Raw genomic sequence first — 23,308 nt, forward strand, 5'->3', positions numbered from 1 at the left:
AGCGGTAGTTCAGTTGGTTAGAATACCTGCCTGTCACGCAGGGGGTCGCGGGTTCGAGTCCCGTCCGTTCCGCCAACTATTTAGGGGCGTAGTTCAATTGGTAGAGCACCGGTCTCCAAAACCGGGTGTTGGGAGTTCGAGCCTCTCCGCCCCTGCCAGTTACCAATTAAGTAATAACAAAATTTATACTTCTTTGTAGCCCAGTTAATTAACTGGGCTTTTTGTTATCTATATATTCTCAATACTTACTGCACTAAATTCCCACCGACTAACCTGCCAATGAGCTTCTTTTACCAATATCTATTAGTAATATTCCCTGTTATATGTAATAAAAATTCTAGAGATGAAGCTTAAACCCAAGAGTGATTCGTTAATATCATGAATAACTATAGCGTGGATTTAAGCTTTATTGATGATTTATTGGCTGTTTTAATAGCTGTTGTATCAATACTTGTTGATCACTCGTATTTAGCCAAACCGCAAATAAAGGTTTTTGAATAATTTCTGTTGAGGCAGGGGCTAGATCTGAATAGAGATCTAGCCAATGCGTAGGTAAAAATGCAACTGCTTGTGTTGTTTTCATTAACTGATAAGCAATCATTGCGGAGTTAGTGGTTAAAATAGGATCAATTTTTTGCACTGCACCATTAGAAAGAAAAGACTGAAAATCAGCACTCCATTCAATTTTGATAAATTGTGCTATCTCTTCGGTTTTATTTGATGCGATTTTCATCAACTGAAAAGTAATATCACCAATAATTTTACTTTCTAATTCATCCATCTTTGGTGCTTCAGTCGTAAAAAGAAGATCGAGCTCTCTTGCATGAAGTTGTTTTACAAGAGATTGCCTTGTAGAGACTCTAGATTCGATTCTGAGCTCTTCTCTTTCTAGATAAGATTCCTGCAACCAAGATGTCAGATATGCTTCCCAGAGTGATGCTGTGGCGCCAATTGATAGCTCTGAATGTTGAGAAGCATGGCTAATCTCTTTTTTAGCGAGAAGCCATGTATTCATTAACGATTCAGCATAAGGGATCAGCCTTTCACCTGCGACAGTTAGACGAATATTATTACGATGGCGAGTAAATAGATTTGTGCCTAATTGTGTTTCCAGTTGTCGTATTCTAAAACTAACCGCAGACTGAGTTAAATAAAGAGATTCAGCGGCTCGCCCAAAGTGTCTAGTCTTACTGACTTCCAAAAAGGTTTTCAGTAATTCGGTATCCACATATATCTCCAAAAAAATTTGTCGTTACGATTTAAATATTTTGTTTTACAGAACCGCATGACTATCTAATACTCCGCGCCATAAGTATGATGATAGAGAATTAGGAGTGTGTCAGATGGCAGAAAGTTTTATCACGACTAATCGTTTTTTTGACAATAAACATTATCCGCGTGGTTTTTCTCGTCATGGCGATTTCACTATCAAGGAATCCCAGATATTGGAACGTCATGGTCAAGCCTTTAACGAGCTTGATTTAGGTAAACGAGAGCCTACAACTGAAGCGGAAAAATTATTTGTTGCCATGTGTCGTGGCGAACGAGAAGCAGCAACGGTTGAAGAAAAAATTTGGAAGAAATATACGAGTCGTATAAGTCGTCCAAAACGTTTTCATACATTATCGGGTGGAAAGCCGCAGCTCGATCCATCTGATGACTATACCGACTCTGATGATTAATATCATTAGTTTTAGTCAAAAGGAGCGTTTTTTCGCTCCTTTTTATTACCCATCTAGTTGTTTTTGTAAATAGATCATTAATCTATCCATTGCACGAAAGCTTAATGCTTCAATTAAATGATTTCTCTGTATTTTCTCTTCATTTGCAAGATCTGCAATAGTCCTCGATACTCTTAAAATTTTATGCCAAGCTCGTATCGATAATCCTAATTTATTAAGCGTATCTTCAAGAAAAGTTGCATCACTGGTATTCAATGAGCAATAGCATTCAATCTCTTTTCCAGTTAAATAAGTATTCACTTTTCCACATCGTGCAAATTGTCTTTCTCTTGCCTTTAGAACACGTTCTCTAATTGTCGTACTATTTTCTGTAGTAAATGTAGGATGAATAAGCGCGCCTTGGGGAAGAAGTGGCATTTCGACAGATAAATCAAACCTATCTAAAAAAGGTCCAGAAACCTTGCTTAAATAGCGTAGGATTTGCTTTATTGGTACTCGGTTGTGATTACCTTGATAATGTCCTGTTGGGCTTGGATTTAATGCACCGACCAATAATACATTGGCAGGGTAGCTTATTTTGGCTTTTGCGCGTGAAATAGTAATTTCCCTAGCATCTAGAGGTTCACGTAATGCATCGAGTACTCGGCGCTCGAATTCTGGTAATTCATCTAAAAATAAAATACCGTGATGTGCTAATGTAATTTCTCCAGGTTTAGGAAGAGAGCCTCCTCCCGTTAAAGCAACAGCAGAGGAAGTATGATGTGGAGCTCTAAATGGTCTTGTAGGCCACTTTCTTTCATCAAATGTCACTCCTCTTAAGCTACTAATGATTAATACATCAAGTGCTTCTTTAGCAGTTAAAGGCGGAAGAAGCGTACTTATTCTTTGCGCTAACATTGTTTTGCCTGTTCCTGGTGGCCCAAGAAATAAAATGTTGTGATTTCCTGCGGCTGTGATTTCTGCTGCCCTTTTTGCATTATTTTGACCAATTATATCGCTCATATCTTTATTATTTTGATTTTCAATTTCATCATTAATAATAAAACTTTCTGTTTCAATTAATGGCGTATTATTTTCTAGATGATGACAAATCTCTAAAAGATGAGAGGCTAATAAAGCCGATTTATTGGGTAATAATGAAACTTCAGTTTGATGTTCTATTGATACAATACATATTCGATGATCTTTTGATGCACTAAGAATTGATGGAATAACCGCATTAACTCGTTGTAATTTTCCAGAAAGTGCAAGTTCTCCAATAAACTCATAACACTCTAATTTATCTGATATTAATTGTTCTGATGCAATGAGTATTGCTAGTGCAATAGGTAAATCATAACGCGCACCTTCTTTGGGTAAATCGGCAGGTGAAAGATTAATCGTTATTCTTTTTGCAGGATAAGTATATCCGCTATTAATTAATGCACTCCTTACTCTATCTTTTGCTTCTTTTACGACAGTTTCAGGTAATCCAACTAATGTTAATCCAGGTAATCCCTGACTAATATGAGCCTCGATAGTAATAAGCGGAGCTGATATTCCTAAAGAGGCACGCGTATATATTATTGCTAATGCCATTTTTTATTCTCCATTATTTTTTTCTTTTTAAATTATTTTTTCTTTTGTGTTAAATGAAGAGTTAAATAAATGCGAGATATCTCGAAAATAATATAACACATTGAAATATAATGATTAATTTTTTAAATAATTAATTTAATAAATTAATATAAATATAATGAAAATTATCATTGTTTTTTAACTTGGAATAATAAAATGCAATAGCAGAAAAAACAAAATAACGCGTTCTTTCTTGGTATTAATAACTGAAAAATAAATATTTTATAGATGAATATTCTAATTGGTGTTTGTGCTATAAAAAAACATATAAAATTCATTATGTTATAATTATTTTTAAAATAAACATTGTCAATTCTAAAATATCATGATAACTCTAAAAGGACAGAGTGAAAGAAAACACAACACAACATTACAAACATACATTTTAAATAAGAAAAGAAGTTATAAAACTATGAATACTATCGTCCTAGTGATTAGCCTAATTATTGTCAGCGTGGTGGTGATTATTAACCCACCGTGCGGGGCTGCACTAGGACGAAGAAAGGCTAACTAAACTAGCCGGATCTCTTAAAAACCCCCGCACCGAAAGGCGCGGGGGTTTTTTTTGAGCCTGAGTTTGAAAAAAAGATTAAATAGAAAATAAATTCAAATTAAACAAGAAGTTAAGATGGCAGGGTGAAAGAATGAATGGAGCACAGTGGTTAGTACAGGCATTACGAAAACATCAAGTCGAAACAGTCTTTGGTTATCCTGGCGGTGCTATCATGCCTGTTTACGATGCCCTTTATGATGGTGGTGTTGAACATGTTTTATGTCGCCATGAACAAGGTGCTGCAATTGCTGCTATTGGTTTTGCTCGCTCTACGGGTACGACAGGTATTTGTATCGCGACATCAGGCCCAGGCGCTACTAATGTCATCACTGGACTTGCTGATGCATTGTTAGATTCTGTGCCTGTTGTTGCTATCACTGGGCAAGTTGCTTCCAATTTAATTGGTACTGATGCATTCCAAGAAATTGACGTTTTAGGTCTTTCATTGGCGTGTACGAAACATAGTTTTTTAGTTTCGACGGTTGATGAATTACCAAGAGTGTTATCAGAGGCATTCTCTATCGCATCTCAAGGTCGCCCTGGCCCTGTTTTAATTGATATTCCTAAAGATGTTCAATTGGCGGATGCTTCTCATTTATCAAGCTATGAATTACCAGAAGAGCAAGAATTTTCTTATCCAACACAAGAGTTAAATCAAGCTAAGCAGATGTTAGCGAAGGCACAAAAACCGATTTTGTATGTAGGTGGTGGTGTTGCCATGAGCAATGCAGTGGAAACGTTAAGAGCATTTGTGAAGCAAACAGAAATGCCCGTTGTTTCCACTTTAAAAGGGTTAGGCTGTGCCGATGCATTAGATGCTAACTATTTAGGCATGTTAGGTATGCATGGCACTAAAGCGGCAAATTATGCTGTTCAGCGTAGTGATTTATTAATCGCTGTTGGTGCTCGTTTTGATGATCGCGTTACTGGGCGATTAAATACTTTTGCACCTAATGCCAAGGTTATCCATATCGATATCGACCATGCAGAATTAAATAAATTGAAACAAGCGCATGTGGCGTTATTAGGTGATGCGAAAGTGTTGTTACCTGCTTTGTCTCAGCCATTATCTATCGCTGCTTGGCAACAAGAAATACAAGAATTAAAAGCCGAACACGCGTGGCGTTACGATCATCCAGGCTCCGCAATTTATGCCCCATTATTATTAAAACAATTATCAGATGCGAAACCTGAAAATACGATTGTGACAACAGATGTAGGCCAACATCAAATGTGGTCGGCACAACATATGACATTTGATGCACCTGAAAACTTTATCACCTCAAGTGGTTTAGGCACCATGGGATTTGGTATCCCAGCAGCAGTGGGCGCTCAAATTGCTAGACCTGATGCATGTGTTATCTGTGTGTCTGGTGATGGCTCTTTTATGATGAATGTACAGGAATTGGGCACAATTAAGCGTAAGCAATTACCTATCAAATTGGTGCTATTAGATAACCAACGTCTTGGTATGGTTCGTCAATGGCAAGAGTTGTTTTTTGAACAACGTTATAGCGAAACGATTTTAACAGATAATCCAGACTTTGTTGCCTTGGCAAAAGCTTTTGATATCCCTGGGCAACGCATCACAGAAAAAGCACAGGTTGCTGATGCAATAAAATGTTTATTAGAGAGCGATGGTCCTTACTTATTACAGGTATCTATCGATGACGCAGAAAATGTCTGGCCTTTAGTCCCGCCGGGCGCAAGTAATGATGAGATGATGGAGAAATCAAAATGAACCAACACAATATCACAATTGAAGCCCGTTTTTGTCCAGAGATCTTAGAACGTATCCTGAGAGTTATTCGTCATCGTGGTTTTCATATATGCTCAATGAATATGAATATCACTGAAAGTAATAATATCAATTTAAGCCTGACGGTGAGTAGTCAGCGGCCATTAGAACTTCTGTGCAGCCAGTTAACAAAATTAGCTGATGTTGCAGGTATTCAAGTATCACATCAACAGAAAGAAAAATTACGATTCATGAATGCACTAAGTGCCATGTAAGGATAAAAGAATGACAAAGCAAGCTGATTATATTTGGTTTAACGGTGAAATGGTTCCTTGGGCTGAGGCAAAGGTTCATGTTATGTCTCATGCATTACATTATGGAACCTCTGTGTTTGAAGGTGTGCGTTGTTATGATTCTCATAAAGGCCCTGTGGTCTTTCGCCATCGTGAACACATGCAACGTTTACATGATTCAGCAAAAATTTATCGTATGCCTGTTGAGCAAAGTGTTGATGAGTTAATGGAAGCCTGTCGTGAGACCTTACGTAAAAATAAATTAGTCAGTGCTTATATTCGCCCATTAGTTTTTATTGGTGATGTCGGTATGGGTGTTAATCCGCCAGCTGGTTATAAAACAGATGTGATCATTGCTGCATTTCCATGGGGAGCTTACCTCGGTGAAGAAGCGTTAGATAAAGGTATTGATGCAATGGTTTCTTCTTGGCATCGTGCTGCACCAAATACTATTCCAACAGCAGCAAAAGCGGGTGGTAACTATTTATCTTCACTATTAGTGGGAAGCGAAGCTCGCCGTCATGGTTATCAAGAAGGGATTGCATTAGATGTGCATGGCTATTTATCAGAAGGTGCAGGTGAAAACCTATTTGAAGTAAAAGACGGTGTTATTTTTACACCTCCATTTACTTCATCAGCACTGCCGGGGATCACGCGTGATGCCATTATCAAATTAGCAAAAGATCTCGGTTATGAAGTGCGTGAACAAGTCCTTTCTCGTGAATCACTTTATCTTGCAGATGAAGTCTTTATGTCAGGTACAGCCGCAGAGATAACCCCAGTACGTAGTGTTGATGGTATTCAAGTCGGTATTGGACGTTGTGGCCCTGTGACCAAAGCAATTCAAAAGGCGTTCTTTGGTCTGTTCACAGGTGAGACAGAAGATAAATACGGCTGGTTAGATCCAATCAATTCATAAACATAATCAAATAAATTTGTTTAGCGGGTAGCTCGTTCCCTACTCGCTTTCTTTATCGCAGGAGTGTGAAAAATGCCTAAATACCGTTCAGCGACAACGACACACGGTCGTAATATGGCGGGAGCCCGTGCCTTATGGCGCGCAACGGGAATGACTGATGCTGATTTTGGTAAACCCATTATCGCTGTTGTGAACTCATTTACGCAATTTGTACCGGGTCATGTGCATCTGCGGGATTTAGGAAAACTGGTTGCTGAGCAAATTGAAGCCGCTGGTGGTGTCGCTAAAGAATTTAATACTATTGCGGTTGATGACGGTATCGCAATGGGGCACGGTGGCATGCTTTATTCTTTGCCATCGCGTGAACTTATCGCAGACTCTGTTGAATATATGGTTAATGCGCACTGTGCTGATGCGATGGTGTGTATCTCAAACTGCGACAAGATCACCCCAGGAATGTTAATGGCGTCTTTACGCTTAAATATTCCTGTTATTTTTGTTTCGGGTGGTCCTATGGAAGCAGGTAAAACGAAGCTTTCAGATCAACTGATCAAATTGGATCTGGTTGATGCCATGATCCAAGGAGCAAATCCCAATGTTAGCGATGCGGATAGTGAGCAAATTGAACGATCTGCTTGTCCGACTTGCGGATCGTGTTCAGGTATGTTTACCGCAAACTCCATGAACTGTTTAACCGAAGCTCTGGGATTATCTCAACCCGGAAATGGCTCATTATTAGCAACACACGCAGATCGTGAAACGCTGTTTATCAACGCAGGTAAGCGAATTGTTGAATTAACCAAGCGTTATTATGAAAAAGATGATGAGTCCGCATTACCGCGCAATATCGCTAAAAAAGAAGCCTTTGAAAATGCGATGATCTTAGATATTGCAATGGGTGGCTCGACAAATACGGTTCTGCATTTATTAGCTGCTGCACAAGAAGGTGAAGTTGACTTCACCATGGAAGATATCGACAGACTTTCTCGCCAAGTCCCTCATTTATGTAAAGTGGCACCAAGTACACAAAAATATCATATGGAAGATGTTCACCGTGCAGGGGGAGTTATGGGTATTTTAGGTGAATTAGACAGAGCCGGATTACTTAACCGTAATGTGGATAATATCTTAGGGCTAAGCTTGCCAGAAACGTTAGCGCAATATGACGTGATGTTAACGCAAGATGAGCAAGTAAAATCGATGTTCCAAGCAGGTCCTGCGGGTATTCGTACCACGAAGGCATTCTCTCAAAATTGCCGTTGGCCAACCTTAGATACCGATCGTGAAAACGGGTGTATCCGCAGTAAAGAACATGCTTATAGCCAAGATGGTGGATTGGCCGTGTTATCAGGTAACTTAGCAGAAGATGGCTGTATTGTTAAAACTGCGGGCGTTGATGAAGATAACTTGATTTTTAGCGGTCCTGCAAAAGTATATGAAAGCCAAGATGATGCTGTTGAGGCCATCTTAGGTGGAAAAGTAGTGGCAGGCGATGTGGTCATTATTCGCTATGAAGGTCCTAAAGGTGGGCCAGGTATGCAAGAGATGCTGTATCCAACCTCATATTTAAAATCCATGGGATTAGGTAAAGCTTGCGCACTTATCACTGACGGACGTTTCTCTGGGGGAACATCTGGCTTATCTATCGGGCATGTTTCACCTGAAGCAGCAAGTGGTGGTGTAATTGGTTTAGTGGAAGAAGGTGATATTGTCTCTATCAATATTCCAACTCGTGAGATCTCATTAAAGGTAGATGATAAAACGTTATCTGCACGTCGTGATGCACAAAATGCTCGTGGTGATAAAGCGTGGACACCACAAGACAGACAGCGCCAAGTCTCTTTTGCCTTACGTGCTTACGCCTCTTTAGCAACCAGTGCTGATAAAGGTGCTGTGCGCGATAAATCTAAATTAGGGGGCTAAGAAATGGCTGCCTTTAGACCTTTAAATTCAGCACCAAGTAGCGCTGAATATTTAAAAGCGGCGCTGAGCGCACCTGTTTATGAAGCGGCAATTGTCACGCCACTTCAAGAGATGACAAAAATCTCTGAACGCTTAGAAAATACGATTTTAGTTAAGCGTGAAGATAGACAACCTGTTCATAGTTTTAAATTACGTGGTGCTTACACCATGATTGCAGGGTTGACTCCTGAGCAAAAAGCGAAAGGCGTTGTAACTGCTTCGGCGGGTAACCACGCTCAAGGCGTTGCGTTGTCAGCGAATCGAATGGGTGTAAAGGCATTAATCGTGATGCCAGTGGCAACAGCGGATATCAAAGTCGATGCGGTTCGCCAATTTGGTGGAGAAGCATTGCTTTATGGTGCCAACTTTGATGAAGCAAAAGCGAAAGCTATCGCACTATCTGAAGAGATGGGATACACCTTTGTTCCGCCTTTTGATCACCCCGCTGTGATTGCAGGGCAGGCAACATTAGCAATGGAATTATTGCAACAAGATGTTCATCTTGATCGTATTTTCGTACCTGTAGGTGGTGGAGGTTTAATTGCTGGAGTGGCTGTATTAATCAAACAGCTTATGCCAGAAATTAAAATTATAGGCGTTGAAGCAGAAGATGCAGCATGTTTAAAAGCAGCATTAAAGGCAGGACACCCTGTTGAATTAGCTCGCGTAGGCTTATTTGCAGAAGGTGTTGCCGTTAAGCGTATTGGTGATGAAACTTTTCGTTTATGCCAGAAGTATGTCGATGATGTGATTACTGTTGATAGTGATGAAATTTGCGCTGCTGTAAAAGATTTATTTGAAGATGTGCGTGCGATTGCTGAGCCTTCGGGCGCATTGGCATTAGCTGGGCTTAAAAAATACGTAGAAGAGCACCAGATCAAAGGTGAGCGTCTAGCGCATATACTTTCTGGTGCAAATGTGAATTTTCATGGCTTACGTTATGTTTCTGAACGCTGTGAACTAGGCGAAAAACGTGAAGCGCTATTCGCTGTGACTATTCCTGAGCAAAAAGGCAGTTTTTTACGTTTTTGCCAAATCCTAGGTCAACGTGTGGTCACTGAATTTAATTATCGTTATAGCGATGCTGATCCTGAAAATGCACGTATTTTCGTGGGCGTACGTTTAAGTCAAGGACTTACAGAGCGTAAAGAAATTTTGCGGGAGCTTACGACTGCAGGTTATCAAGTCGCTGATCTTTCTGACGATGAAATGGCAAAACTGCATGTGCGTTATATGGTCGGTGGTCGTCCTAATAAGCCGCTTAAAGAGCGTCTATTTAGTTTCGAGTTTCCAGAATCACCGGGTGCTTTAATGAAGTTTTTAAAAACGTTAGGCACTTATTGGAATATCACACTATTCCATTATCGCAGTCATGGTACTGATTATGGTCGAGTGCTGGTGGCATTTGAATTGCCCGAAACAGAAGGGCGTTTCGAGCGACATTTAGATGCATTAGGCTATGAATATCATGATGAGACAGGAAATCCTTCTTTTCAGCTATTTCTGTCACCACAAACGACAAGCTTAGTCGTGGAGTAATCGCCAAAAAGCACTGATCACAGGCTCTTGAAGGCGTTTGTGTAATCCGCAAACGCCTAATTCGAAAGGTTCTACCATTGAAATATTATCCAATGAAGAGATGCGATTACGCACAGGCTCTGGACAATTATCAACGACGACCTGTGGAATAAGCGCGATACCACAACCTAACGCAACCATTGAGACAATCGCTTCATGCCCTGAAACAGTCGCATAAATTAAGGGATTATGGATACGGTGGCGCTTAAACCATAATGCAATTCGTTGTCGCGATGGGCCATGTTCAGGAATGATAAATGGAATATTGAGCCAATCGGGTTTCTCTTGTGTTGCAAGATGACGAACATTACAAGGCAGAGCGGGCGCAATCAGTACTAATGGAATTTCGCCTATTTTTTCAAAACAGATATTTTCAGGAAGCTTTTCAGGTTTTCCTGCAATACCTAAATCGGCCTCATCAGATTGCACTTTATCGACTGCATCAGCTGCATCTCCTGTGGTGAGTTTTATTTCAACTAATGGGTGTTCAGCACGAAAGCGATCAAGAATAGAGGGTAAATGGCTGTAAGCCGCTGTTACAGAACAAAATAGGCGTAATTCGCCAGAAAGGCTTGGGCTATTTTGATTTAACGTGTGCTTAAGTTGCTTATATTGCAATAAGGTTTGTTGAGCATAGCGTTTTAACTGCTCGCCAGCATCGGTGAGAGTCACTTGTCTGTTATCACGTAAAAACAGAGGATGACCTAAGCTTTCTTCAAGGCGTTGAATTTGACGAGAGAGCGTTGAAGGGCTGACGTGCATTGCCTGCGCTGTCTTGGTGAAGTGGCAACTTTCAGCTAAATGCAGGAAGAGTTTGAGATCACGAATATCCATTGTCAGCCACCCATTGTGATAAAAAAGTACGTTGCATTTTTTGCAACACTATCTTGTAAATATATCAATTTAAGCAATGGCTTTCATCCCATATAGTAAAGTCATGCAACACCTCACTGAGAGTGAGGATAATAACAGCAAACACATACACAACGATTTTGGAGTCTTCTATGGCAAATTATTTTAATACATTGAATCTGCGTCAGCAGTTGTCGCAATTAGGTAAATGTCGCTTTATGTCACGCGAAGAATTTGCTGATGAAGCAAATTATCTGAAAGGCAAAAAAGTCGTTATCGTTGGTTGTGGCGCTCAAGGTCTTAACCAAGGTTTAAATATGCGTGATTCAGGTTTGAATATTGCGTATGCCTTACGCCAAGAAGCGATTGATGAGAAACGTGCATCATGGCGTCGCGCGACTGAAAACGGCTTTGAAGTTGGCACCTATGAAGCGTTGATCCCTCAGGCAGATTTAGTGGTTAACTTAACGCCAGACAAACAGCACTCTGCTGTTGTTCAAGCTGTTCAACCACTGATGAAATCAGGTGCAGCATTAGGCTATTCTCATGGTTTTAATATCGTTGAAGTTGGCGAAAAAATTCGTGATGACATCACTGTTGTGATGGTTGCACCAAAATGCCCAGGTACAGAAGTTCGCGAAGAATATAAGCGTGGTTTTGGTGTTCCAACACTGATTGCTGTTCACCCTGAAAATGATGCGAAAGGCGAAGGAATGGCTATTGCTAAAGCATGGGCAGCGGCAACAGGTGGTCATCGCGCTGGTGTTTTAGAATCTTCTTTTGTTGCTGAAGTCAAATCTGACTTAATGGGTGAGCAAACCATTCTGTGCGGTATGTTACAAGCAGGCTCATTGTTATGTTATGACAAAATGGTTGCCGATGGTGTTGAACCAGGCTATGCAGGTAAGTTGATTCAGTTTGGTTGGGAAACCATTACAGAAGCACTGAAACAAGGTGGTATCACCTTAATGATGGACAGATTATCTAACCCTGCGAAAATGCGTGCATATGCATTATCAGAGCAACTGAAAGAGATCATGGCTCCACTGTTTGCGAAACATATGGATGATATCATTTCAGGTAAATTCTCTGAAACTATGATGGCAGATTGGGCAAATGATGATAAAAACTTGCTGACATGGCGTGAAGAGACTGGAGCAAGCGCATTTGAAAATTACCCTGAATATGAGGGTAAAATCAGTGAGCAAGAGTACTTTGATCACGGTGTATTAATGGTTGCAATGGTTAAAGCTGGTGTTGAATTAGCGTTTGATACCATGATTGAAGCAGGGATCTTTGCAGAGTCAGCTTATTATGAATCACTGCATGAGTTACCATTAATCGCGAATACCATCGCTCGTAAGCGTTTGTATGAAATGAATGTGGTTATCTCTGATACGGCAGAATATGGCAACTATTTGTTCTCATTTGCGGTTGTGCCGATGTTGAAAGAATTTATGACAACATTGCAAAGTGGCGATTTAGCGAAGAAAGTTCAAGATAATGGAACAGATAATGCGCAATTGCGTGATATCAATGAAGCAATTCGTCAGCACCCAATTGAAGCCGTAGGTAAAACCCTGCGTGGGTATATGACGGATATGAAGAAAATTGCTGTAGGCAACTAATTTTCCGATTTTTCGTCGCTCTTTACGCGATAAGTGCGTTGGCTATGCTCGGTTATCCTAGTCACATACTAATTTTTTGTCGCCCTTTACGCGATAAGTGCGTTGGCTACACTCGGTTACCCAAGTCACATACTCATGTATGCTCCTTGGGATAACCTCCTTTGCCGCCTTCTTCTCTCGCAAATAGCTTAGAAAAATAAGCGTAAGATTCAATTTGTTGAAAACCGTGTTTCTTAATGAAATACGGTTTTTTGTTTTTTGGTCTAAATATCTAAGTTTTTGAATAAATTATTAGCGCCATCAATATGAAAAATATCAATATTTTTATCTGTTTTTATAAAAGTGATTAATGTCTTTGGATTAGGTTCAAACTTATTCTTCTTTATGTATTTATTAATATTTTTTTGTTTTCTGTTCATCTTGTTATGTTCAAATTGATTTATGTCTGCAATATATTCCTATTTCGTTGAAATAGTATACAAAGTTTAAACTATATAAATTTAATTTTCTTATCGAAAATGATCTCCAAATCCTAAAACCGAACCATCTTTCTATGCACTTTCTGCTACAATTATCCCCCGTTATGTTCTTGGTTAATGAAGTTTGGAAAAAGTATGCGATTAAATCCCGGTCAGCAAAAAGCAGTGGAATATGTGTCAGGCCCTTGTTTGGTCTTGGCAGGTGCGGGATCGGGTAAAACACGGGTTATTACCAATAAAATTGCACATCTTATTCGTCAATGCCAATACCCAGCAAAGCAGATTGCGGCGGTTACGTTTACTAATAAAGCCGCGCGTGAAATGAAAGAGCGTGTTGCTCAAACCTTAGGTCGCCAAGAAGCGAAAGGATTAATGATCTCAACGTTCCATACCTTGGGATTAGAAATTATTAAACGTGAATATAAAGCACTAGGTATTAAAGCTAAATTTTCATTGTTTGATGATCAAGACCAATCTGCATTACTTAAAGAATTAACGGCTGATTTATTAGAAGAAGATAAAGATTTGCTGTCTCAGTTAAAGAGCCAAATCTCTAACTGGAAAAATGACATGCTCACGCCAGAGCAAGCAATAGGAATAGCGAGATCGCAACAAGATCATACTTTTGCCGAATGTTTTCGACGTTATGAACAACATCTGCGTAGTTGTAATGTGCTCGATTTTGATGACTTAATTAGTCGACCAACTATGTTATTGCGCACGAATGAAGAAGTGAGAGAGCGCTGGCAAAGACGTATCCGTTATTTGCTGGTGGATGAATATCAAGACACCAATACCAGCCAATATGAATTAGTGAAATGGTTGGTGGGTGAAAGAGCGCGTTTTACCGTTGTGGGCGATGATGACCAATCTATTTATTCATGGCGTGGTGCTCGCCCTCAAAATTTAGTGTTGTTACAAAAAGATTTCCCTCAACTTAATGTCATTAAACTTGAGCAAAATTATCGATCTTCGGGGCGTATTTTAAAATCTGCCAATATCTTGATTGAAAATAATCCCCATGTTTTTGAAAAACGCTTATTTTCAGAGTTAGGTTATGGTGATGAACTTCGTGTTTTAACGGCAAATAATGAAGAGCACGAAGCAGAGCGTGTCGCGGGCGAATTAATTGCGCATCACTTTATTAATAAAACCAATTATAAGGATTACGCGATACTTTATCGTGGTAATCACCAGTCGCGTATTTTTGAAAAATACTTGATGCAAAATCGCATTCCTTATCGTATTTCGGGTGAAACCTCCTTTTTTTCACGAGAAGAGATAAAAGATATCCTTGCCTATTTACGAGTCATTACTAATCCTGATGATGATGCGGCATTTTTACGTATTGTGAATAAGCCTCGTCGTGAAATCGGCCCTATGACAATTCAAAAATTAGGTGAGTGGGCAAAAGTTCGAGATAAAAGCTTATACAATGCCTGTTTTGATTTGGGGCTAAGCCAAACATTAACAGGTCGAGGTTTGAATTCATTACAAGCATTTTCGCAATGGATGTCGCGTATAGTACAAAAATCAGAGCGAGAACCACTGTTAGCTGTACGTGATTTATTGCATGAAATGGATTATGAAAGCTGGTTATATGAAACCTCAAGTAGCGCAAAAGCGGCTGAAATGAGGATGAAAAATATTAATCAGCTATTTTTATGGATGAGTGAAATGCTTGAAGGTGATGAATTGCATGAACCGATGACGCTTTCTCAAGTCGTTAATCGTTTTACCTTGCGCGATATGATGGAGCGAGGAGAAACAGAAGAAGAGTTAGATCAAGTTCAGTTAATGACATTACATGCCTCTAAAGGTCTTGAGTTCCCTCATGTGTTTTTAGTGGGAATGGAAGAGGGCATATTGCCACACCAAAGCAGTATTGATGAAGATAATGTAGACGAAGAAAGACGTCTTGCTTATGTGGGCATTACTCGAGCACAAAAAACACTCACGTTTACGTTATGTAAGGAAAGGCGCCAATACGGTGAATTAATCAAACCTGAACCGAGCCGTTTTCTTTATGAATTACCTCAAGATGATTTGAATTGGGATACCAATAAAAAGAAAGTGTTAAGTGCTGAGGAAAAACAAGAGAAAGGGCAAAAAGGTGTTGCAGGATTAAGAGCTATGTTGGCAAGGCATAAACCTGAATAGCATAGAGAGTTGTCGATAAAACTAACCCCTTGGCATATTGATGTCCAAGGGGTTTTATTTTTGTATAAATAAAAAAGTTAACTTATACGAGAGCTATTTTGTTCTTCAATCATTAAAGACCAATGGACATAACTCTGAAGTTGGATCTCTTCTTGGAGATTTTCAGCACGTAACGGATGCTCATTAAGCCATTGATATGGCAGTGTAATAATGAGCTTCTCATCTTCAGTGCGTAATCGTAATGCAGGAAGCGTATCATCACGGCGACGGCTAGCAAAAATGATGGCTAATCGCAGTAAACGCACCAGTCGATTGGCTTGAGTTATCGGTAGGGCATTTTGATGATTAAGAGGTGCAAGATCGATGATCCCTGTTTGGTTTTTTAGCAAAGAAGCTAATAAACGTCGTTGCGCCGGTGTATATCCTGGTAAATCAAGATGAGAGATCAGATAGCTTGCATGTGAAGGTGCTTGGCGGAAATCAACACTTAGGCCAATTTCATGTAATGCACTAGCGCTATTAAGCAACTCGCGGCAACGATTATCTAACTGCCAACTCTTGCTGACTTGGATAAAAAAGTGTTCTGCAAGTTGTTGAACTCGGTGTGCTTGCTCAATATCAATCTGAAACCGACGCTGGACATTACGAAGAGTACGTTGGCGAATATCTTGCTCAATAGGAAGATGCAACATTCCATAGACTAAGCCTTCTCGTAATGCACCACCTGCTAAGATCATATTGTCGATATGCAGTGTTTCAAATATGGCGATTAAGATAGCAAGCCCACTCGGAAACACTAAGGCTCGTTCAAAAGTAAGCCCTTCAATTTCCAATTCTTCCAGTTTTCCACATTCAATGGCTTTGTGTTTGAGCCGCTCAAGCTTAGGTAAGGTGATTAATTCATCCATACCTTGAGCAATCATGATCTCTTGCAACGCCTGTACAGTACCAGAGGCGCCCACACACACTTGCCAGCCTTGCTTAATTAATTTATCCGCCACTGGGGCGAGTATCGCTTTGGCTGCGTCTTGCGCTTTAGCAAAATTTTCTTGAGTTAAAGAGCGATCAGTAAAATAGCGCTCTAACCAAGTTACACAGCCCATACTTAAGCTCATTAATTGTGTCGTTTTAGCACCAGTACCTGTAACCAGCTCTGTGCTGCCACCACCAATATCGACAACTAAACGTTGCTCTGCACCACCAGTGGTATGTGCAACGCCACGATAGATAAGGCGTGCTTCTTCCTCACCACTAATAACATGAACAGTATTGCCCAATATTTCAGACGCTTTTGCGACAAAAATATCTGCATTTTTAGCAATACGTAATGTGGCTGTTGCTACGACTCTGATTTGTTCAGTCGGAATATCACGTAGATATTCAGAAAAAAGTCGTAAACATTGCCAACCGCGTTCCATTGCCTGCTCTGACAATTCATTTTCACTGTTTAGGCCAGCAGCGAGTCGAACTTTACGTTTCACGCGGGAAAGAACTTGTATAGAGCCCGCGATTTCTCGAACGACTAACATATGAAAACTGTTAGAACCTAAATCAATAGCAGCATAAAGTGATGAGGATTTCAGCATAATTTATGGATGACTCGGGCGTTTATTTCGGTTGTTACGTTGAGTATTATTTCCTCTATTATTTCGCACCGGCGCATTATTGCGACGAGGCTGACCTTGGCGAGGACGGTGACGGCGTTTAGGCTCTGGAAGATCAGCTAATAACGCATCACTATTATATTTACTCACAGGAATAGCATGTTGAATATAAGTCTCAATTGCAGGTAAATTCAGTGCATATTCTTCACATGCAAGACTGATTGAGTTACCACTATTTCCAGCACGCCCTGTTCTACCAATACGGTGAACATAATCTTCACAATCATCAGGTAAATCATAGTTAAAAACATGCGTTACTGATGGAATATGAAGACCTCTAGCAGCAACGTCAGTGGCAACCAGAATATCAATATTACCTTGGGTAAAATCTTCTAAAATGCGTAGACGTTTTTTCTGAGGAACATCACCTGTTAATAAACCAACGCGGTGTCCATCTGCGGCAAGGTGCGCCCAAATGTCATCACAACGATGTTTTGTATTGGCGAAAATGATACAGCGATCTGGCCATTCTTCTTCAATTAATGTTTGAAGAAGACGCATTTTCTCTTCATTTGAAGGATAAAAGAGTTCTTCTTTTATGCTAAAACCTGTTTTTTGTTCAGGTTCAACTTCAACATATTCAGGGTTATTCATCTGCTCAAAAGCCAGTTCTCTGACGCGGTAAGAAAGCGTTGCAGAAAACAGCATATTCATACGCTCAGCTGCAACTGGCATACGACGGAAAATCCAACGAATATCTTTAATAAAGCCGAGATCGTACATTCTGTCAGCTTCATCAAGTACCACAACTTGGATTGCGCTAAGGTTAATATGGCCTTGTTTAACGTAATCAATTAAACGACCTGTTGTGCCAATAACAATATCGACACCATTACTTAATACTTTGAGTTGTTCGTCATAGCCATCGCCACCATAGGCGAGACCCATTTTTATCCCTGTATTTTGCGCAAGCTCTTTAGCATCAGAATAAATCTGCACGGCTAATTCGCGTGTTGGCGCCATAATAAGTGCACGAGGTTGATTGGTTTCATGCCCTTCTTTAGCAGGGTGTGTTAAAAGATAATGAAACGTTGAGGTTAAAAACGCCAACGTTTTGCCTGTTCCTGTTTGGGCTTGCCCGGCAATGTCTTGACCTTTCACAGTGATAGGTAACGTCAATGCCTGAATTTGTGTACAATTAGAGAACCCTTTTTTCTCAAGGGCTTCTATCACTTTTGGATGCAAGGCGAAGTCGGAAAACTTCTTTTCTGTCAAATATGTTTTGCTCATAATGTAATAGAATATCAGTTATGGGTTGCATTACAAAAGTTTATCCGCTGAAATGCAGACAGACTTTTGTTATTTAATGTTACACTGGTACGGTCAATATTATTCTTTGGAGTAGAACAATGAGCGATAAAATCCTTCACTTATCTGACAGCAAATTCGATGCTGATGTATTAAATGCAACCGGCCCTGTGCTCGTTGATTTCTGGGCTGAATGGTGTGGCCCATGTAAAATGATTGCTCCTATTCTAGATGAAGTTGCAACAGAATACGCTGGTAAATTAACAGTTGCTAAGCTAAACATCGATCAAAACCCGCTGACAGCACCAAAATACGGTATTCGCGGTATTCCTACACTGATTTTATTCAAAAACGGTGCAGTTGCTGCGACTAAAGTAGGCGCATTGTCAAAAACTCAACTGAAAGAGTTTTTAGACGAAAATATCTAATTTGATTTAGATATCAAAAATAAAAGTAGGACGTTTAGACCTTGTCAGTATTTCTGTTATTGACAGCTAGACGTCCGCTTCGAAGCATGATAAGTTAGCGCCACTTACTTACATAATATATCGGATCTACTTGTCAATATGATTAGACACGATTAAATAAGTCTGAGATATTGAATATCAAGCGTGCAAAGTAATAGAATTGAATAACATGATATGATATTTAATCTAATATGATATTTAATATAAGTAATCTGAATTCATCTAACCAGTCAAGTTGCCTTAGAATAATCTATAGTATTCAGGGAATATAAATTTTTCCAAAGTATGTTCCTAACCCATAAGTTGAAAGTACACTCATACATCGCGAAAATGAATGTCACTTTTCTGGGATAAAGCAGACTGGTCTAATAGTATTAACACTCTCTAACATTATCATTTTAGTTATACCCTTATGTTAGAAAGTTATAATCTGTAATTTTACACATGACGAAACTGACAGCGATTCGCTGTTATACTATTCACGTTCATAGTTCGAGAGTTACCCCGAGTTATTAAGAACCCACCATTATGAATCTTACCGAATTAAAAAATACGCCGGTATCAGAACTGATAGCACTTGGCGAAAATATGGGGCTAGAGAATCTGGCTCGAATGAGAAAGCAAGACATTATTTTCTCTATCTTGAAGCAACACGCGAAAAGTGGAGAAGATATTTTCGGTGACGGTGTGCTGGAAATATTGCAGGATGGCTTCGGCTTCCTACGTTCCGCAGACAGTTCCTACCTTGCTGGTCCCGATGATATCTACGTTTCTCCAAGTCAAATTCGCCGTTTTAACCTTCGCACTGGTGACACCATCGCAGGGAAAATTCGTCCTCCTAAAGAAGGTGAACGCTATTTTGCCCTCCTAAAAGTTAATGAAGTTAACTTTGATAAGCCAGAAAATGCCCGCAGTAAAATCCTCTTTGAAAACTTAACACCTTTACATGCTAATAATCGTTTACGCATGGAACGTGGTAATGGTTCAACAGAAGACTTAACCGCGCGTGTTCTTGACTTAGCGGCACCAATTGGCCGTGGTCAACGTGGTCTTATCGTTGCTCCACCAAAAGCGGGTAAAACCATGTTGCTGCAAAACATTGCAGCAAATATTGCTCATAACTACCCAGATTGCGTATTAATGGTACTTCTGATTGATGAACGTCCAGAAGAAGTGACAGAAATGCAACGCTTAGTAAAAGGGGAAGTTATTGCTTCAACCTTTGACGAGCCAGCTTCTCGCCACGTACAAGTTGCAGAAATGGTGATTGAAAAAGCGAAGCGTTTAGTTGAGCATAAAAAAGACGTTATCATCCTGTTAGACTCCATCACACGTTTAGCGCGTGCTTATAACACAGTTGTTCCTTCATCAGGTAAAGTGTTAACAGGTGGTGTGGATGCAAACGCATTACATCGTCCTAAACGTTTCTTCGGTGCGGCTCGTAATGTTGAAGAAGGTGGTAGCTTGACTATCATTGCAACAGCATTAGTCGATACGGGTTCTAAGATGGACGAAGTTATCTACGAAGAATTTAAGGGTACAGGTAATATGGAATTACACCTGTCTCGTAAAATTGCTGAGAAACGTGTTTTCCCTGCGATTGATTACAATCGTTCTGGTACACGTAAAGAAGAGTTACTGACGTCTCAAGATGAGCTACAAAAAATGTGGATCCTGCGTAAAATTATTCATCCAATGGGTGAAATTGACGCAATGGAATTCCTCATTAACAAGTTAGCAATGACTAAGACAAATGAAGAATTCTTCGACTTTATGAAACGTTCATAAAGGGTATTAGCAAAGTGATTGAGCTGAGAATAGGATATAAAATATTAAAATAGTGTGCTCTGTTACAGAATAAGTAATATCACCTCAATTTATATGCTGTTAAGCTCATTTACTTTGTAAGAATGACGATATGATGAAAACGCCACAATAGTTGTGGCGTTTTTTTGTTTTTTATGGATGTAATTCAATTTTAGATTGCAATATTTTAGCGAGATGTTGGTATATATATTGCATGTTTTGGTAATTGATAAAAATAGCGATGGCATCAATAAAAATAGTTAAGGAAAACTTATAATTGATGAAGGGTGGTGGGTTTTGAATGAACTCGTCGTGGTGAGGCTGGAAAAAAGAATAAAAACACATGGAAGCGTAAAATAACCAGCTATATTTATTATAGAGAACAAGTACTGTGGATATACTAAAAATGAGCACAAGCATTTTTTATGTGTTCTTATTTTCTTTCGCTTTTTTATTTTTGGCTCGTAAAATTGCAAAGAAAATTGGACTCGTGGATAAACCGAATTATCGTAAAAAACATCATGGATTGATCCCCTTAGTTGGCGGAATATCAGTCTATTTTGGTATTGTTTTCGCATTTTATATTGCAGATATCTATATTCCTCATAAGGAACTGTATCTGGCTTGTGCGGGACTTCTTGTTTTTATCGGTGCTTTAGATGATCGCTTTGATATTAGTGTCAAAATTAGAGCTACAATTCAGGCTTTTGTTGGGATCGTAATGATGGTGGGTGCAGGGTTAAAACTTGACACTCTGGGTCATGCTTTTGGTCCTTGGGAAATGCATTTAGGGCCTTTCGGCTATATTGTTACACTTTTCGCTGTTTGGGCAGCAATCAATGCCTTTAATATGGTTGATGGTATTGATGGGTTATTAGGTGGTCTTTCTTGTGTCTCTTTTGGCGCGCTTGGTATTTTATTATATCAAAGTGGCAATTCAGCTCTTGCATTCTGGTGCTTCTCATTTATCGCGGCAATTCTACCTTATATCCTTTTAAACTTAGGGTTATGCGGTAAAAAATTCAAAGTCTTTATGGGAGATGCGGGAAGCACACTGATTGGATTTACCATTATTTGGTTATTGGTCGCATCAACACAAACTCAACCTCGCCCTGTTAAAGCGGTAACCGCATTATGGATAATTGCTATCCCTCTTATGGATATGGTGGCAATTATGTACCGTCGTTTACGCAAAGGGATGAGCCCTTTCTCACCAGACCGTCAACATATCCACCACTTGATTATGCGTGCAGGGTTTACCTCTCGCCAAGCCTTTATTTTAATTACGTTGGCGGCAGCTTTATTAGCCGCAATTGGTATTATCGGTCAAAACCTACCATTTGTACCTGAATGGTTTATGTTGGCATTATTCTTGCTTGCATTTGTTATGTATGGTTATTGTATTAAACGCGCGTGGCGAGTCGCTCGTTTTATTAAACGACATAAGCGTCGCTTACGTAGAGCAACACAACAGCATTAATATAAGCAGAGGTTTTTTAACGTGATGAACTCGGAAAATAACGCCTCCCGACAGGGTGAACAGCCAGATAATGAACTCGATATTCGAGGTCTTTTTTGTGCACTTTGGTCAGGAAAAAGCTGGATTATAGGGTTCGCTCTGCTTTTTGCAGTGATTGCACTCGGTGCATCTTATTTGATGCAACCTAAATGGAGTGCAATTGCAATGACAGAGAAACCAACGATTAATAACTTAGGCAGTTATTATTCGCAATCTCAGTTTTTGCGCAATCTTGATACACAGATTAATCCTGCTGCACAAACCTCAGCTTTAACTATTTCAGATGAAGCTTATCAAGAGTTTATTACTCAAATCGCGGCGTTTGATACACGTCGTGAATTTTGGTTGCAAACGGATTATTTTAAACAGCGCAAAGAGAGTGATGAACAGGCTAATGCTGCGTTATTGGATGAGTTAATTAACAATATTCAATTTACGCCTGCCGATGAGAAAAAATTAGTTAATGATCAACTAAAACTTATTGCGGAAACATCAAAAGAAGCGAGCCAATTATTAAATGAGTATATTGCTTTTGCTAATAAGAGAGCAGCTACCCATCTTAATGATGAAGTGATAACAGCTTGGGCAACTAGAACTCAATCAATGAAAGCGCTAGTTAAACGTCAAGAAATGGCGGCTCAATCTGCGTATCAACGCCAAATTAACTTATTAGAGCAATCAATCAAAGTGGCTGAGAAACAAGGTATTTCTCAAAAACAAACCTCGATTGCGATTGATGAGTTACCAGATTCTAAACTGTTTTTGTTAGGTGTCCCGCTGTTGCAATCACAGCTAGAAACTTTAGTTGCAACAGGTGCTGATTTTGATAGTGATTATGATCAAAATACGGCAATGTTAGCGACCCTTGCTGTGGGCGCCAAATTACAAGACAGCTTCCAAACTTACCGTTTTCTACGTACCCCTGAAGATCCTGTGAAACGTGATAGTCCTCGCCGTGCCTTTATGATGGTACTTTGGGGCGCTATTGGTATTTTAGCGGGTGCAGGTGTTGCATTAGTAAGACGCAGTTCATTAAAAAAATAATAATTAAATTTTGTCATTGATGACAATAACGAGACATCAGGTGTTTCGGCACTTGATGTATTGAGAATAAGGGCATATTGCTTTCCCAAAAATAAGCGA

At 39.7% G+C, this 23,308-nt stretch carries 18 protein-coding genes and 1 tRNA gene; 14 read left to right on the forward strand and 5 right to left on the reverse strand.

Annotated features, from left to right (window positions below):
• The first annotated feature begins 82 nt into the window (after nt 1-82).
• Nucleotides 83-158: transfer RNA gene (locus tag ABN212_RS16740), tRNA-Trp, on the forward strand.
• A 248-nt stretch (nt 159-406) separates the two neighbouring features.
• Here the strand turns inward: ABN212_RS16740 and hdfR are convergent.
• Complete coding sequence (gene hdfR / locus ABN212_RS16745) at nt 407-1,228, reverse strand: HTH-type transcriptional regulator HdfR (RefSeq protein WP_198626380.1); 822 nt, start codon at nt 1,226-1,228, stop codon at nt 407-409.
• A gap of 115 nt (nt 1,229-1,343) precedes the next feature.
• Here hdfR and ABN212_RS16750 point away from each other — a divergent pair, with 115 nt between their 5' ends.
• Nucleotides 1,344-1,682: a DUF413 domain-containing protein gene (locus tag ABN212_RS16750; protein WP_036939631.1), complete on the forward strand. Its 339-nt coding sequence runs from the start codon at nt 1,344-1,346 to the stop codon at nt 1,680-1,682.
• Between the two features lie 45 nt (nt 1,683-1,727).
• Here ABN212_RS16750 and ABN212_RS16755 read toward each other — a convergent pair whose 3' ends face one another.
• A complete protein-coding gene (locus ABN212_RS16755; protein WP_198632445.1) occupies nt 1,728-3,260 on the reverse strand; it encodes a YifB family Mg chelatase-like AAA ATPase in 1,533 nt (510 codons plus the stop codon).
• A gap of 451 nt (nt 3,261-3,711) precedes the next feature.
• Here ABN212_RS16755 and ilvL point away from each other — a divergent pair, with 451 nt between their 5' ends.
• The 6 genes from ilvL to ilvA all read left to right on the forward strand — a co-directional run bounded on the left by ilvL (nt 3,712) and on the right by ilvA (nt 10,303).
• Nucleotides 3,712-3,813, forward strand: coding sequence for an ilv operon leader peptide (gene ilvL / locus ABN212_RS16760; protein ID WP_071788577.1), 102 nt, complete (start codon nt 3,712-3,714; stop codon nt 3,811-3,813).
• A gap of 130 nt (nt 3,814-3,943) precedes the next feature.
• Nucleotides 3,944-5,593, forward strand: a complete 1,650-nt coding sequence (gene ilvG, locus ABN212_RS16765) for an acetolactate synthase 2 catalytic subunit (protein ID WP_198626379.1) — start codon at nt 3,944-3,946, stop codon at nt 5,591-5,593.
• Complete coding sequence (ilvM, locus tag ABN212_RS16770) at nt 5,590-5,865, forward strand: acetolactate synthase 2 small subunit (protein ID WP_023583660.1); 276 nt, start codon at nt 5,590-5,592, stop codon at nt 5,863-5,865. Before ilvG ends, ilvM begins: the two co-directional genes overlap by 4 nt.
• A 10-nt stretch (nt 5,866-5,875) precedes the next feature.
• The gene (ilvE, locus tag ABN212_RS16775; protein WP_069369927.1) at nt 5,876-6,802 is read left to right on the forward strand and encodes a branched-chain-amino-acid transaminase; all 927 of its coding nucleotides are present in this window, start codon (nt 5,876-5,878) and stop codon (nt 6,800-6,802) included.
• Nucleotides 6,803-6,874: 72 nt separating this feature from the next.
• The gene (gene ilvD / locus ABN212_RS16780) at nt 6,875-8,725 is read left to right on the forward strand and encodes a dihydroxy-acid dehydratase (protein WP_109372751.1); all 1,851 of its coding nucleotides are present in this window, start codon (nt 6,875-6,877) and stop codon (nt 8,723-8,725) included.
• A gap of 3 nt (nt 8,726-8,728) precedes the next feature.
• Complete coding sequence (gene ilvA / locus ABN212_RS16785; RefSeq protein ID WP_198620256.1) at nt 8,729-10,303, forward strand: threonine ammonia-lyase, biosynthetic; 1,575 nt, start codon at nt 8,729-8,731, stop codon at nt 10,301-10,303.
• Here the strand turns inward: ilvA and ilvY are convergent.
• Complete coding sequence (ilvY, locus tag ABN212_RS16790) at nt 10,289-11,176, reverse strand: HTH-type transcriptional activator IlvY (protein ID WP_198626377.1); 888 nt, start codon at nt 11,174-11,176, stop codon at nt 10,289-10,291. The two genes, ilvA and ilvY, sit on opposite strands and share 15 nt — an antisense overlap.
• A 170-nt stretch (nt 11,177-11,346) precedes the next feature.
• Between ilvY and ilvC the strand changes: the two genes are divergently transcribed.
• Both ilvC and rep read left to right on the forward strand, forming a co-directional pair.
• Nucleotides 11,347-12,822 carry a ketol-acid reductoisomerase gene (ilvC, locus tag ABN212_RS16795; protein ID WP_109372748.1) on the forward strand — a complete coding sequence of 492 codons (1,476 nt, stop codon included), beginning with the start codon at nt 11,347-11,349 and terminating at the stop codon, nt 12,820-12,822.
• A 614-nt stretch (nt 12,823-13,436) separates the two neighbouring features.
• The gene (gene rep, locus ABN212_RS16800) at nt 13,437-15,461 is read left to right on the forward strand and encodes a DNA helicase Rep (protein ID WP_196534380.1); all 2,025 of its coding nucleotides are present in this window, start codon (nt 13,437-13,439) and stop codon (nt 15,459-15,461) included.
• A 77-nt stretch (nt 15,462-15,538) separates the two neighbouring features.
• Here the strand turns inward: rep and gppA are convergent, their stop codons facing one another.
• Both gppA and rhlB read right to left on the reverse strand, forming a co-directional pair.
• The gene (gene gppA, locus ABN212_RS16805; RefSeq protein WP_349443459.1) at nt 15,539-17,047 is read right to left on the reverse strand and encodes a guanosine-5'-triphosphate,3'-diphosphate diphosphatase; all 1,509 of its coding nucleotides are present in this window, start codon (nt 17,045-17,047) and stop codon (nt 15,539-15,541) included.
• Between the two features lie 3 nt (nt 17,048-17,050).
• A complete protein-coding gene (rhlB, locus tag ABN212_RS16810) occupies nt 17,051-18,355 on the reverse strand; it encodes an ATP-dependent RNA helicase RhlB (protein ID WP_160229885.1) in 1,305 nt (434 codons plus the stop codon).
• Nucleotides 18,356-18,474: 119 nt separating this feature from the next.
• On the opposite strand from rhlB, the gene trxA reads away from it, so the two are divergent.
• From trxA to wzzE, 4 genes are all read left to right on the forward strand, one after another.
• Nucleotides 18,475-18,801 (forward strand): thioredoxin TrxA, encoded by a 327-nt coding sequence (gene trxA, locus ABN212_RS16815; protein ID WP_006535838.1) that lies wholly within the window; start codon nt 18,475-18,477, stop codon nt 18,799-18,801.
• 567 nt (nt 18,802-19,368) lie between these two features.
• Complete coding sequence (gene rho, locus ABN212_RS16820) at nt 19,369-20,628, forward strand: transcription termination factor Rho (RefSeq protein WP_023583649.1); 1,260 nt, start codon at nt 19,369-19,371, stop codon at nt 20,626-20,628.
• Nucleotides 20,629-21,037: 409 nt separating this feature from the next.
• Complete coding sequence (gene wecA / locus ABN212_RS16825) at nt 21,038-22,126, forward strand: UDP-N-acetylglucosamine--undecaprenyl-phosphate N-acetylglucosaminephosphotransferase (RefSeq protein WP_198632446.1); 1,089 nt, start codon at nt 21,038-21,040, stop codon at nt 22,124-22,126.
• A 24-nt stretch (nt 22,127-22,150) separates the two neighbouring features.
• Nucleotides 22,151-23,209, forward strand: coding sequence for an ECA polysaccharide chain length modulation protein (gene wzzE / locus ABN212_RS16830; protein WP_109372741.1), 1,059 nt, complete (start codon nt 22,151-22,153; stop codon nt 23,207-23,209).
• Nucleotides 23,210-23,308: the final 99 nt, after the last annotated feature.

This window comes from Proteus genomosp. 6 (assembly GCF_040139785.1).
In the GTDB taxonomy this organism is placed as follows: domain Bacteria; phylum Pseudomonadota; class Gammaproteobacteria; order Enterobacterales; family Enterobacteriaceae; genus Proteus.